Annotated in this window: 12 protein-coding genes and 2 pseudogenes; 3 read left to right on the top strand and 11 right to left on the bottom strand. The window is 52.2% G+C overall.

What is annotated here, in order from left to right; genetic code table 11:
• Window positions 1-5: 5 nt before the first annotated feature.
• From potG to BN3796_RS11775, 6 genes are all read right to left on the bottom strand, one after another.
• Window positions 6-1,139 (bottom strand): putrescine ABC transporter ATP-binding subunit PotG, encoded by a 1,134-nt coding sequence (potG, locus tag BN3796_RS11800; RefSeq protein WP_061708515.1) that lies wholly within the window; start codon window positions 1,137-1,139, stop codon window positions 6-8.
• 101 nt (window positions 1,140-1,240) lie between these two features.
• On the bottom strand, window positions 1,241-2,353 hold the full coding sequence (gene potF / locus BN3796_RS11795) for a spermidine/putrescine ABC transporter substrate-binding protein PotF (RefSeq protein WP_061708514.1): 1,113 nt from the start codon (window positions 2,351-2,353) through the stop codon (window positions 1,241-1,243).
• A 345-nt stretch (window positions 2,354-2,698) separates the two neighbouring features.
• Window positions 2,699-3,175: a YbjN domain-containing protein gene (locus tag BN3796_RS11790; RefSeq protein WP_061708513.1), complete on the bottom strand. Its 477-nt coding sequence runs from the start codon at window positions 3,173-3,175 to the stop codon at window positions 2,699-2,701.
• A gap of 62 nt (window positions 3,176-3,237) precedes the next feature.
• Window positions 3,238-4,140, bottom strand: coding sequence for a 30S ribosomal protein S6--L-glutamate ligase (gene rimK, locus BN3796_RS11785; protein ID WP_061708512.1), 903 nt, complete (start codon window positions 4,138-4,140; stop codon window positions 3,238-3,240).
• A gap of 70 nt (window positions 4,141-4,210) precedes the next feature.
• Window positions 4,211-4,933, bottom strand: coding sequence for an oxygen-insensitive NADPH nitroreductase (gene nfsA / locus BN3796_RS11780; RefSeq protein WP_061708511.1), 723 nt, complete (start codon window positions 4,931-4,933; stop codon window positions 4,211-4,213).
• Between the two features lie 125 nt (window positions 4,934-5,058).
• Window positions 5,059-5,427: an inner membrane protein YbjM gene (locus BN3796_RS11775; RefSeq protein WP_061708510.1), complete on the bottom strand. Its 369-nt coding sequence runs from the start codon at window positions 5,425-5,427 to the stop codon at window positions 5,059-5,061.
• A 275-nt stretch (window positions 5,428-5,702) separates the two neighbouring features.
• On the opposite strand from BN3796_RS11775, the gene BN3796_RS11770 reads away from it, so the two are divergent.
• The gene (locus tag BN3796_RS11770) at window positions 5,703-7,388 is read left to right on the top strand and encodes an aspartate:alanine antiporter (RefSeq protein ID WP_061708509.1); all 1,686 of its coding nucleotides are present in this window, start codon (window positions 5,703-5,705) and stop codon (window positions 7,386-7,388) included.
• 288 nt (window positions 7,389-7,676) lie between these two features.
• Here BN3796_RS11770 and BN3796_RS11765 read toward each other — a convergent pair whose 3' ends face one another.
• The 3 genes from BN3796_RS11765 to BN3796_RS11750 form a co-directional block, all read right to left on the bottom strand.
• On the bottom strand, window positions 7,677-8,168 hold the full coding sequence (locus BN3796_RS11765; RefSeq protein WP_061708508.1) for an Hcp family type VI secretion system effector: 492 nt from the start codon (window positions 8,166-8,168) through the stop codon (window positions 7,677-7,679).
• A 254-nt stretch (window positions 8,169-8,422) separates the two neighbouring features.
• Window positions 8,423-8,944 carry a DUF2778 domain-containing protein gene (locus tag BN3796_RS11755; protein ID WP_061708507.1) on the bottom strand — a complete coding sequence of 174 codons (522 nt, stop codon included), beginning with the start codon at window positions 8,942-8,944 and terminating at the stop codon, window positions 8,423-8,425.
• Between the two features lie 2 nt (window positions 8,945-8,946).
• Entirely contained in the window at window positions 8,947-9,402 is a 456-nt protein-coding gene (locus tag BN3796_RS11750) for a hypothetical protein (RefSeq protein WP_148381787.1), read from the bottom strand.
• Between the two features lie 132 nt (window positions 9,403-9,534).
• Between BN3796_RS11750 and BN3796_RS11745 the strand changes: the two genes are divergently transcribed.
• The gene (locus BN3796_RS11745) at window positions 9,535-9,777 is read left to right on the top strand and encodes a DUF7694 domain-containing protein (protein WP_061708505.1); all 243 of its coding nucleotides are present in this window, start codon (window positions 9,535-9,537) and stop codon (window positions 9,775-9,777) included.
• A 14-nt stretch (window positions 9,778-9,791) separates the two neighbouring features.
• Here the strand turns inward: BN3796_RS11745 and BN3796_RS11740 are convergent.
• Window positions 9,792-9,914, bottom strand: a pseudogene (locus tag BN3796_RS11740) (phage regulatory CII family protein); the annotation flags it as partial.
• A gap of 32 nt (window positions 9,915-9,946) precedes the next feature.
• Window positions 9,947-10,155, bottom strand: a pseudogene (locus BN3796_RS20985) (regulator).
• 508 nt (window positions 10,156-10,663) lie between these two features.
• Between BN3796_RS20985 and BN3796_RS11735 the strand changes: the two are divergent.
• Complete coding sequence (locus tag BN3796_RS11735) at window positions 10,664-12,340, top strand: GIY-YIG nuclease family protein (RefSeq protein ID WP_061708504.1); 1,677 nt, start codon at window positions 10,664-10,666, stop codon at window positions 12,338-12,340.
• Window position 12,341 lies beyond the last annotated feature (1 nt).

The raw sequence follows: 12,341 nt of genomic DNA, 5'->3' as shown, positions 1-12,341 counted from the left end.
GCTCCTTATACCGTCAGCACAACGCAGCTGTCCGCATCCCAGCAGAGACGCACTTCGTCGCCCCAGGTCGGCAGCCCTTTACGGTAGCGGTGTTCGTTCTGCAGCTGGGCGCTTAGCATCTGCCCGCTTTTCAGCCGAACGTGATAGATAGAGAGATCGCCCAGATAGGCGATGTGGACCACCTCACCCACGGCAAAGTTATAGCCATCGGCGGGCGGCTCGTCGCAGAGCATAATTTTTTCCGGGCGCAGGGCGACGTAAACCGGCACGTTGTCCATCACCGAAACGTCGGGATCGACCTTCAGGGGATGCACTAGTCCCGGGGAGCTAATCACCAGCCCATCCTCCTGGCGCGCTTTTAACAGCCCCTCAAAGACGTTAACCGAGCCGATAAACTCGGCGCTGTAGCGGGTGGTGGGATGCTCGTAGATCTCCTCCGGCTCGCCGATTTGCACGAACTTGCCGCGGTTCATAATGGCGATGCGTCCGGCCATGGTCATCGCCTCTTCCTGGTCATGGGTTACCATCACGCAGGTCACCCCCACGCGCTCCAGGATATCCACCACCTCCAGCTGCATACGGTCGCGCAGCTTTTTATCCAGCGCCCCCATCGGCTCGTCAAGCAGCAGCAGCTTTGGCCGTTTCGCGAGGCTGCGGGCCAGCGCCACGCGCTGACGCTGGCCGCCGGAGAGCTGGTGCGGCTTGCGCTTCGCAAACTCCTGCATATGCACGAGGCTCAGCATTTCGCTCACCCGGGCGTCGATCTCCGCCTTCGGCAGTTTGTCCTGCTTCAGACCAAAGGCGATGTTCTGCTCCACCGTCATATGCGGAAACAGCGCGTAGGACTGAAACATCATATTGATCGGGCGCTGATAGGGCGGCACGCGGGAGAGATCGACGCCATCAAGCACAATCTGCCCGGCGGTGGGCTGTTCAAATCCGGCCAGCATGCGCAGCAGCGTCGATTTTCCGCAGCCGGAGGCGCCAAGCAGCGCGAAGATTTCGCCCTTGTAGATAGTCAGACTGACATCATCCACGGCGTGCTGGCCGTCGAAAGATTTGGTCAGGTTACGGATTTCAAGCAGCGGGGTCAGCGCTTTGTGGGGTTTCGCCTGCGGGCGGGGGATCGCGTCATTCACGGGGTGCTCTCCGGCAGAAATCAAAACTGGTGCAAACGCACCGTTGGGGTGCGCGTCGCCGGGCAGCGCTTACGCCTGCCCGGCTTACAACTCACGGAAAATTACTTACCGCTTTTCACCTTAGTCCACGCACGGGTACGTACGCGGTCAATTTTCGGTTCCTGAACCTTCAGGGTGAAGAGCTTGGCAAAGACATCCGCCGGGGGATAAATAGCCGGGTTAGTGCGGATCGCTTCGCTGACCAGCGGCACGGAGGCCTTGTTACCATTGGCGTAGTAGACGTGGTCGCTGATATGCGCAATCACCTCCGGGCGCATCAGGTAGTTGAGGAACTGATACGCTTCCTCTTTGTTTTTCGCATCAGCCGGCATGGCGAAGACGTCGAAGAAGGCCAGCGCCCCCTCTTTCGGGATGAAGTAGGAGACATTCACGCCGTTTTTCGCCTCTTTCGCGCGGTTAGCCGCCTGCCAGACATCCCCTGCCCAGCCGATCGCCACGCAGATGTCGCCGTTAGCCAGATCGTTAATGTACTGGGACGAGTGGAAGTAGCGGATATTCGGGCGCAGCTTCAGCAGCAGATCGGTCGCCGGGCCGGTATAGTCATCGGCCCGGGTGCTGTTGGGATCTTTGCCCAGGTAGTTAAGCACGGTGGCGAAGATCTCTTCCGGCGCATCCAGGAAAGAGACGCCGCAGCTTTTCAGCTTCTCGAGGTTTTCCGGCTTCAGCACCACGTCCCAGCTATCCAGCTTGACGTCATTGCCCAGCACCGCTTTCACTTTATCGACGTTATAGCCGATACCGGTGGTCGCCCACAGGTAAGGCATGGCGTATTTATTCTCGGGATCGTGTTTAGCCACCAGCTTCAGCACTTCCGGGTCGAGGTTTTTCCAGCCCGGCAGCTTGCTCTTATCCAGCGGCTGAAAGACCCCCGCCGTCAGCTGGCGCTCCAGGAAGCTGGCGGAAGGAACCACCAGATCGAAACCGGTGCTGCCCGCCATTAGCTTACCTTCCAGCACCTCGTTGGAGTCGAACACGTCATAAACCACTTTTATTCCGGTCTCTTTTTCAAAATTCGCCACCGTATCCGGGGCGATATAATCAGACCAGTTGTAGACGTGCAGCGTTTTTTGTTCTGCAGCGAGCGTACCGGCAGAGACAGCCATCAGAGCACCCGCAACCAGACCCGATAACCATTTTTTGTTCAAGGCGATCATATTGTTATTCCTTCTTAAAGCCCGTTAATCGACGAACTCATTCTGTGCATTCGAAGATATGCAAGAACCGTGCATATTTTGTCGCTCTGCCCCTGACAAACGTTAAAAAACATCGCCAGTTGTGCTCGCTTTTTTAAGCTTCGCAAGGATAACTGTAGCCCGTGTCCCAGGCTATAGCCCAGCTTAAAAAACGCCTTTTATCAATTTTTTATGCACGAAGAGTCGATCCACACGCGTCTATCGGCGAGAAAGGAGGTTAAATATTCTTTAAAAGAGGGTTAAACGCAGCAGATAAAATGGCAGAAGGTAGCCGCCAGGCAGCGGCCACCCGTCAGCCAGGCAGGCTTAGTGCAGGAAAGGCTCAGATGAATGATTATTCTCGCCGTCGTCCTCGGCGGTAAAGAGCAGATGATGGGCGCTGGCCTCCAGCATCACCATGGAAATCTGCTCCTCACTCTGGCGCATAAAGGCGGCAAACTGCTTAAAAGATAGCCCAACAGCGGCATATAAAGACTGGCAAACCACCAGCTTTGGCAGATTATCATCCTGTATATCGAGAAACGCTTTGACCGTCAGCGAACTGGCGTTGATTGCCGACAGGTCCGACGCCAGCGCCAGCAGCGCCGAAGGTTTTACCTCCGCCAGGGCGGTGAAAAGGATGATGTCGTTGATCAGGTCAACTTTGGCGTCGAATACACCGTCAAAATTTTGCATATGCGGCAGATGCAGCGCCTGGCAGGCGTCGCACTCGAAAAAGGTAATGCCCGCTTCATCAAGCCATTGACGTAACGTATCCAGCGTGGGAACGACCTGTAAATCCATACACTCAGCCTCTTTAATTAATTACGGTGCGTAGAGTACGCAAAAATTCCGTTGCTTGCTATTCAGCCGCCCGTTTTCAGGCAAAAGCCCGGCGTGGCGTGTTGTTCGATCCACTGGATCATCTTACCCGCAATGTCGATGCCGGTGGTGGTCTCGATGCCCTCCAGACCGGGGGAGGCGTTAACCTCCATCACCAGCGGCCCGCGGCGGGCACGCAGAATATCCACCCCGGCGACGTCCAGCCCCAGCGTCTGGGCGGCCAGGATCGCGATCTCCCGCTCCCGGGCGGTAATAGTGGCGACACGCGCCACGCCGCCCCGGTGCAAATTGGAGCGAAAATCGCCCTCCTTCGCCTGGCGCTCAATGGCGGCAACTACCTCGTTGCCGACCACCAGACAGCGGATATCGCACCCCTTCGCCTCGGCAATATACTCCTGCACCAGGATATGGGCATTGAGCCCGCGAAAGGCGTCGATGACGCTTTCCGCCGCCTGCCGCGTCTCCGCCAGCACCACGCCAATGCCCTGCGTTCCTTCCACCAGCTTTACCACCAGCGGCGCGCCGCCCACCATGTCGATCAGATCGCGGGTATCGTCCGGGGAGTGGGCGATGCCGGTAACCGGCAGATCGATCCCCTGGCGGGCCAGCAGCTGCAACGAACGCAGCTTGTCCCGGGCGCGGGTAATGGCGACCGATTCATTCAGGGGATAGCTGCCGAGCATTTCGAACTGGCGCAGGGCGGCGGTGCCGTAGAAGGTGATCTGGGAGCCGATGCGCGGGATCACCGCGTCATAGTGGGGCAGCTGGCGCCCTTTGTAGTGAATCGACGAGGCGGCCGGACTGATATTCATATAGCACGACAGCGGATCGAGAATATCTGGCTGATGACCGCGCGCTTTCGCCGCCTCCATCAGCCGTTTACATGAATAGAGCGTTCCATCCCGGGACAATATGGCGATTTTCACCCTGCACCTCTCTAAAGGACTTAGCCAATGCCTGCGTATCATACACGCAGGAAGGCGCAGGATGAATGGGCTATCGTGTTGCCCAGCCCTGTTTGTGCAGATAGTCGAGGATAAACGGCCGGCTCTCTTTAATGATGGTGCGGCGGATATGGTCGCTCCAGGTATCGCGACGGTTGTTGCTGCCGCGCGTCATGTAGTAGTGGGCCAGCTCCTCGTCATACTGCGCCAGCAGTTCGCTATCCATCGGCTGATAGTGGTTTTCATGCATCACCAGCGCGGCAGGCAGGCGCGGCTTGATGTCCGGGTTATCGTCGGGCCAGCCAAGGCAGAGGCCGAACAGCGGCAGGACGTGCTTCGGCAGCTTCAGCAGCCCGGTCACCTGTTCAATGCTGTTACGGATACCGCCGATATAGACGCCGCCAAGACCCAGCGACTCCGCCGCCGTCATGGCGTTTTGTGCCATCATGGCGGTATCGACCACCCCCAGCAGCAGCTGTTCCGCCAGCCCCAGCTGCGCGTCCGGACAAATCTGCAGATGACGGTTAAAATCAGCGCAGAAAACCCAAAACTCCGCCGCCTGGGCCACGTGCTGCTGGCCGCCGGTGAGGGTGACCAGCTCTTCGCGCATGGCGGGATCGGTGACGCGGATAATGGAGGTACACTGCAGGAAGCTGGAGCTGGATGCGGCCTGTGCGCTGGCGACAATGGCCGCCCGCTGCTCGTCGTCGATCGGCTGATCGGTAAAATGGCGGATAGAACGGTGGGAACGTAACAGATCGATTGTCGGCGTCATCTCGTCTCTCTTCTGACTCTTATAAACAGTGGAAGCCAGTATAGGCAAAGATGACGAAGCTGTAATTGGCGAAAGATAGCCTGAAACGGGCGAGCGGAACCACGCTCTGACTGTGAGGGCGGTTATCAGCGCCGATAATGCCGGATAAAGGTGCGGATAAAGAGAAAGCAGAGCGCGCCGAGGGCGCACCAGAAAACGCCGCTCAACAGCCAGGCCAGCTCCTGCAGAAACGACCGCGACGTGACAAACAGCAGCCGCGTCAGCACCAGGCAGACGGGTGCGGCCAGTATCGCCCCCAGCAGGCATTTCGTCACCTCTTCCCCGCGCGAAAAAAAGCTCGCGATGACGCCCGGTAAGATAAAAAAGAGCAGCCCCAGCTCAGGTCGCCCCGATTCGCGAAACGCGCCTTTCAGATGAAAGGTCAATGAAAGACACACTACGGTGAAGAGTAAAAAACAGCAGATAACCCCAATCCAGCTTCGCTTAATGCTCACTCCATCCCTCCTGACACCTTCTCTATCAAATACCCTCTCGTCCAGTGGACGCCCAGTCAGATAAAGCTGTGTGGCAATCCTTGCCATACGCGCACAGCGATGCGCGAGAACTACTAGCCGTTGATAATTAATACGATTACACTAATCGCCTGATATTGTTTTAGGGATGAACTGATGAGCGCACGGAATGTTCAAAATTTCCCTTCGGCCTCAAAACAGTAGCCCAAATAGCCCTTTTATTCAACAACTTACTCGTAAACAAGAAGTTAGCCTCCGTGAATATAAACGTCGCAGACTTGTTAAATGGGAATTACATCCTGTTATTATTTGTGGTACTCGCGCTGGGTTTATGTCTGGGCAAATTACGCCTCGGATCAATCCAACTTGGTAATTCCATTGGCGTTTTAGTCGTTTCATTATTATTAGGCCAGCAACATTTCGCCATTAACACGGACGCGCTAAACCTCGGTTTTATGCTGTTTATTTTTTGTGTCGGCGTGGAAGCGGGTCCGAACTTTTTTTCGATTTTCTTTCGCGACGGCAAGAACTACCTGATGCTGGCGCTGGTGATGGTCGGCAGCGCCCTGCTGATTGCCCTGGGGCTGGGCAAGCTCTTTGGCTGGGATATCGGCCTGACGGCGGGGATGCTGGCGGGCTCCATGACCTCCACCCCGGTGCTGGTGGGCGCGGGCGATACCCTGCGCCACTTCGGAATGAGCAGCGCCGACCTCTCCATTGCGCTTGATCATCTTAGCCTGGGCTATGCCCTGACCTATCTTATCGGCCTTGTGAGCCTGATTGTCGGCGCGCGCTATCTGCCCAGGCTGCAGCACCAGGATCTGCAGACCAGCGCCCAGCAAATCGCCCGCGAACGCGGTCTGGATACCGACAGCAAGCGCAAGGTCTACCTGCCGGTGATCCGCGCCTATCGCGTCGGGCCGGAGCTGGTGGCATGGGCGGATGGAAAAAACCTGCGCGAACTTGGTATCTACCGGCAGACCGGCTGCTACATCGAGCGCATCCGTCGTAACGGCATTCTGGCGAACCCGGACGGCGACGCGGTACTGCAGATGGGGGATGATATCGCGCTGGTGGGTTACCCGGATGCCCACGCGCGGCTCGACCCGAGCTTTCGCAACGGCAAAGAGGTATTCGACCGCGACCTGCTGGATATGCGCATCGTCACCGAAGAGATTGTGGTCAAGAACCATAACGCCGTGGGCCGCCGCCTGGCGCAGCTGAAGCTGACCGACCACGGCTGTTTTTTGAACCGCGTGATCCGCAGCCAGATTGAGATGCCGATCGACGATAACGTGGTGCTCAACAAAGGCGACGTGCTGCAGGTCAGCGGCGACGCCCGCCGCGTGAAAACCGTGGCGGATCGCATTGGCTTTATCTCCATTCACAGCCAGGTGACCGACCTGCTCGCCTTCTGCGCCTTTTTTATTGTCGGCCTGATGATCGGCATGATCACCTTCCAGTTCAGCAACTTTAGCTTCGGCATCGGTAACGCCGCCGGGCTGCTCTTCGCCGGCATTATGCTCGGCTTCCTGCGTGCCAATCACCCTACCTTCGGCTATATCCCCCAGGGGGCGCTGAACATGGTGAAAGAGTTTGGCCTGATGGTCTTTATGGCGGGCGTGGGGCTGAGCGCGGGCAGCGGCATCAGCCACAGCCTGGGGGCGGTCGGCTGGCAGATGCTGGTGGCGGGATTAATCGTCAGCCTGGTGCCGGTGGTGATCTGCTTCCTCTTCGGCGCCTACGTGCTGCGCATGAACCGCGCCCTGCTCTTCGGCGCGATGATGGGCGCCCGCACCTGCGCCCCGGCGATGGAGATCATCAGCGACACCGCGCGCAGCAACATTCCGGCGCTGGGCTACGCGGGCACCTACGCCATCGCCAACGTGCTGCTGACTCTCGCCGGTACGCTGATCATCATCATCTGGCCGGGACTGGGATAAGCCGCGACAGCCCCTGCGAAAATATTTTTGTCACGGACAGAACTTTTTTCGCGGGAGGCAGTCATAACTAGTGCCACTGCTTTTCTTTGATGTCCCCAATTTGTGGAGCCCATCAACCCCGCCATTTTGGTTCAAGGTTGATGGGTTTTTTGTTGGCTTAAAAAAACAACCTTTTTAAATTCAACCAGTTACATTTGGTCATTGTCGACATTATGGCGACAGTTTTTTTGTATGTCAGATTACAGAAGAAGCGATCCTCATCGCTGCGTGCCGGTATCACTATTAAATTTACGCGGTCACACGCTCGTTCCACGCATCACTGTGCTGGATATTCCCGTCAACAATGCGCCAGGTGATCTTCTCATACTGCAAGCTGACGCTTTCGACGTGATTAATTTTATCGTTGGCCGCGATTTTCACGTTAGGCACACTACAGTTAACCCCGGTCACCTTCACATTCTCCATGAACACGGTGTAATAGCACACCTCCTGACCGGCATCGTTAATATGATAGAACTTAATTTCTGCGCTTTTCAGCGCCTGGCCGGTGGCGGCAGCTTTATAAAGATAAGGGGTAGAGCTATCCACCTCCTTTTCGATCCTCATAGAAGAGTGCTGACGTGTACCGGTGATCGTACCGTTAGCCCTGTCTACTGGTAAATTGATGCCGTGACTTAGCCCGATGATCTCGATGCTTCCTTCGCGGTCTTTTACATCTACTGAGCCTTTAATATCGGCGCCGCCATCGTCTTTGAGCCACATATAGGGAGGAATAGGCATGTCATTTTTTCCTTATTTTGTTAATAAACTTCATTGTTAATAGATAAATCACCGTAGTGAGTGAAAGCACTATCAAAATGTCGATGTTTGTATATGTTTCGTACATCGTCTCTGCGTTCACATCACCATAGATGAAGTCGCATATTGCTGATGCTACGTCGTGGTCCAGATAGGTAGCGGTTGGGCCCAGCGTACGAGCAATTGCAAGGCTAATGAGCAGGTACCAGACCGTTTTGAGCAATCTGATGCCCCATTTACGGGCAGATATTGGTATAGCCACCATCAATAACCTCTATCCAACCGCGAGCCATCAAAGAGCGCATGCAAGGTACCTGCATTAGCGTTGTATTCATCAAAGCGTCTCTAATTAACCCGTAATCGGAGTTATGAGCGATAGTGATGCAACCCTCGGAGATAGTACCCGGGTGAAGCCTGAACAAGCCCCGGTGGACATCATCAACCCATGTTCCATCGTCTATACCGAAGTCATCCCTGTACAACGCGAACCACTCATCACGACCAAATACTGCACCCGACCTTACTTTGTTCCATTGGTCCTGTGCTTTCGCTTTCAATGAAGAAATGAATCCACCAGTGCCACGATCAACAATCCAGTATTTACCAGGCGGAATAGGGCCTGAGTCTTTGACTCCACCACAAGCGCCATTATTTCGAAAGGCACCCTGGCCGGAGTGAGCCATAAACACGCCCACCCCATAAAGGTTAAAGGGCGCGTAATCAGCCCCGTTAAGTATCAACGTTCCATTTAAAGCCATGCTTACTGGCCTCTCATCTCACCGATGGACTGGATATTCGGCATGGTCTGCATCTTCTCGACGGGCTTCGAACATTCGTAAGATTTTACCGGTCTCATTGGCTGGTCATCGGCATTAAGCCATTCAGAGGTGAGAACGGCTGGCTGACCGTCATCGTACGTATAAAGATTGTATAAGCCATATGTACCGCCCATTTCCGGACAGGCAACGAATCGGGTCTTAATAACAGGGAAACCCATCATTTCTATCTGCTCGGCCTTCACGTGATCCATTTTTGAAGGCCCGTCCTTGCCCGGGATGCTATCAATAAAGATCGCCCCCTTTTTGTCGAAGACCGTCACCTTTATCTTCTCGCACTTCAGCTCAATCGAGTGATCTTTCGCTGCGTTCCCTGCTACCGGTGCCAGCAGCGCTAATGCCATTACTGCGCTTGAAAACTTCATTCCTGTTTCTTCCATCGAGTGTGTCAATTCACATCAGCGTATGCCCGCATTCCGTATGGAGGGTGAAACCAGATCATGTTTATGCCCAATCGATGTTTTTTTAAGACATTGACCAGGCAAATCTTAACCAAATAAAGGAGTTAACTTATGAACGTTCCAGAAAAGTATCGTGTTAAATCCGATCCTCTCAGCACTACCGCTGAGGATGGTAATAACGGCCTGTTTGTCATTCCGCGCAGGAACGGCTCGAAGCAAAACCTGACGGTCATCGCCAGCGACGGTGGGGACTGGGAACACGTCTCTGCTTCGATGAAGGACCGCATGCCGACATGGGATGATATGGATTACGTGATAGCCAGCAGCTCGTCACAGGTCAGGCGGTGCGGTTGAATCGGGTTCAACTAATTGCGCAGGATCTGCGGCCGAATACCAACGGCAGCGGCCACTTTTTCCAGATTGTGCAACAGCGCAAGCGCTCGGCAAGCTGCATCAAAATTTGCACGTTTGGAAGTTCGGCAATCAAACATAGTAAGCAATCCCTCTACGTCTCAAAATCACATCAACTGAATGTCACATTGCAATCAGTTAACGCATCAATAGTCATAGCTGCGATGTTGACAATCACTTTCTCGCGCTTTTATCTTTACGTAGGCGATGACGTTTACGGCGTCCGTCAGAAAGCATGTCATTTATCGTATCGATAGATAATCCAGTGAGTTCATTGCACTTTTGACAGAGATCGAGGGTAAGACCAAGGTAGTCTTTGATACCCCTCCATAGCTTTGGTTGTACGGCTGAGGGAATTTAGTTTGGTACATGGTAGCGGGTTAGGGCTGCCTGCCTCATATCTATGTAAATGTTTCAGCCTGCTTCCGGGTGATACATTGTAGTGTTGAGTTAAAGCACACAAAAATTTATAGATAGCCGCTTGATACTTTTGCCTCTGATAGCGCTGTTTATGTATTCGTTCATCGTGTGCTAGCTTTCTAATCGCAAACCTTTCGAAGGTTGCTCGCTCTTTTTTAATGGACTCTTTCACCCATCGTAATTATCTCTTCCGATTAAACCTTATCACTCCCAGCAAACAAATCATCATAGAGTTAAAAAGGCACTCGTTGATAATCATCGGAAGCTCTCTGGTGATAAAATGATTTTTTACAGAAGATTAAAATTTTAAATTCATGATAATCGCTCAGTATATACCCTCCCCTTACAAAACCATTACACATCTATGAAACATATATTTTTCAAATCGACAAAATAAAGGGATTTAGAAATGAATTTGTTTATCATTATTGTATTTTTATTAGCATTAATGGCTCCATTGCTTGCTGTAATTTTATACAAGGAGAGCAAGAAGCATAAAGCAGAGATTACGACTCTCAATGTCATTAATTCAGAACTTGTTAAAGAGCTACAAGAGAGCCAGGAAAAACTGGTGCAAGTGACATGCCAGCACGCTGAACTGGAAGAAAAAGCAGCACCTCTGTGGCAATATGACGAACTTCATAGCGCAGTAGTCGCTGCGGAGGAAAAGATCAACAATGCTGATTCAATAGCTAAACAAAAGATAACCGAAGCAGAAATTAAAGCCTCTAAAACCCTCCGTGATGCAAACTATCAGGCGCAACTTACAATTAGCAACGCAAATAGCGAAGCAGTATCTATTACCAAAGATGCGCGTGAAGCCAGATTAAAAGCCAAAGAACGATTGGATACAGCAAATAGTAAAGCGGATGAGTTAATTTCAAATGCAAATGATAACGCCTTTAAAATAATTGCTGATGCAGAGAACAGAGCGAAAGAAATTGCTGGTTCTGCCTATGAAGCGAAAGAGTTTGCAGAAACATATAAGGCAGTCGCTGAATCCATGAAAAATAAAATAGCAGGATATGGGGATGAATGGATAATTCCGAACCGCAGCGTTTTAGACGAACTTGCTGAAAATTATGAATTTACCGATGCAGGAAAGGAGTTGCAAAAAGCCAGGGAACTCACTAAATCACTTATCAAAACAAGCAAAGCAGCGAATTGCGACTATGTTGAAAACAACAGACGAACCACAGCTATCAAATTTGTATTAGATGCTTTTAATGGTAAGGTAGATAGCACTCTTTCTAAAATAAAACATAACAACTTTGGTAAGCTTTCCCAAGAGATCAAGGATGCTTTTCAGCTAGTAAATTATAACGGCTCCGCATTCAGATCTGCACAGATTACTGATATCTATCTGCAAGCCCGACTCAACGAACTTAAATGGGGTGTTGCGGTAAATGAAATTATGCTTGAAGAAAAGGAAGAGCAAAGAAGAATCAAAGAGCAATTGCGTGAAGAAGAAAAGGCTCGTCGAGAATATGAAAAGGCTATAAAAGAAGCAGAAAAAGAAGAAAAGGCAATCCAGCAGGCCATTGACAAAGCAACTAAAGATCTCTTACTGGCGGGTGAAGAACAGCGTCTGGTACTTGAACAAAAATTAGCAGAACTACAAGCCAAATATGAAGAAGCTGAAGCCAAAAACCAACGGGCTATTTCAATGGCGCAACAAACACGTTCAGGTCATGTGTACGTTATCAGCAATATTGGCTCCTTCGGTGAAAACGTTTATAAGATTGGGATGACCCGTCGCCTTGAGCCACTAGATCGCGTACGTGAACTTGGTGATGCTAGCGTGCCATTTTCCTTTGATGTACATGCAATGATTTACAGTGATGATGCCCCGTCTCTGGAAAAACATCTGCATAAAGTATTTAATGAAAAACAAGTCAACAAGGTTAATTCCCGCAAGGAGTTCTTCAACGTTAGCATTAAAGACATCAAGTCGACTATTGAACATATGAATATCAATGCACATTGGACGCTGTTTGCCGAGGCGAAGGAATACAGAGAATCAATAGCAATTGAGAATGAACGCATAGCGTCCGTTACTGCAAATCAAGAGCTCGTTGTCGCCTGAC

The organism is Pseudenterobacter timonensis, from assembly GCF_900021175.1.
GTDB classification, from domain to species: Bacteria; Pseudomonadota; Gammaproteobacteria; order Enterobacterales; family Enterobacteriaceae; genus Enterobacter; species Enterobacter timonensis.
Note: the sequence above shows the minus strand (reverse complement) of the source record. Positions and strands in the feature narration are given on the sequence as shown.

Excerpts from the sequence above, each read along its gene's own strand:
- nfsA (WP_061708511.1), bottom strand. The coding sequence starts at position 4,933 with ATGACGCCGACAATCGATCTGTTACGTTCCCACCGTTCTATCCGCCAT.
- BN3796_RS11755 (WP_061708507.1), bottom strand. The coding sequence starts at position 8,944 with ATGGCTTTAAATGGAACGTTGATACTTAACGGGGCTGATTACGCGCCC.
- BN3796_RS11750 (WP_148381787.1), bottom strand. The coding sequence starts at position 9,402 with ATGGAAGAAACAGGAATGAAGTTTTCAAGCGCAGTAATGGCATTAGCG.
- potF (WP_061708514.1), bottom strand. The coding sequence starts at position 2,353 with ATGATCGCCTTGAACAAAAAATGGTTATCGGGTCTGGTTGCGGGTGCT.
- BN3796_RS11790 (WP_061708513.1), bottom strand. The coding sequence starts at position 3,175 with ATGGATTTACAGGTCGTTCCCACGCTGGATACGTTACGTCAATGGCTT.
- BN3796_RS11745 (WP_061708505.1), top strand. The coding sequence starts at position 9,535 with ATGAACGTTCCAGAAAAGTATCGTGTTAAATCCGATCCTCTCAGCACT.
- BN3796_RS11735 (WP_061708504.1), top strand. The coding sequence starts at position 10,664 with ATGAATTTGTTTATCATTATTGTATTTTTATTAGCATTAATGGCTCCA.
- BN3796_RS11765 (WP_061708508.1), bottom strand. The coding sequence starts at position 8,168 with ATGCCTATTCCTCCCTATATGTGGCTCAAAGACGATGGCGGCGCCGAT.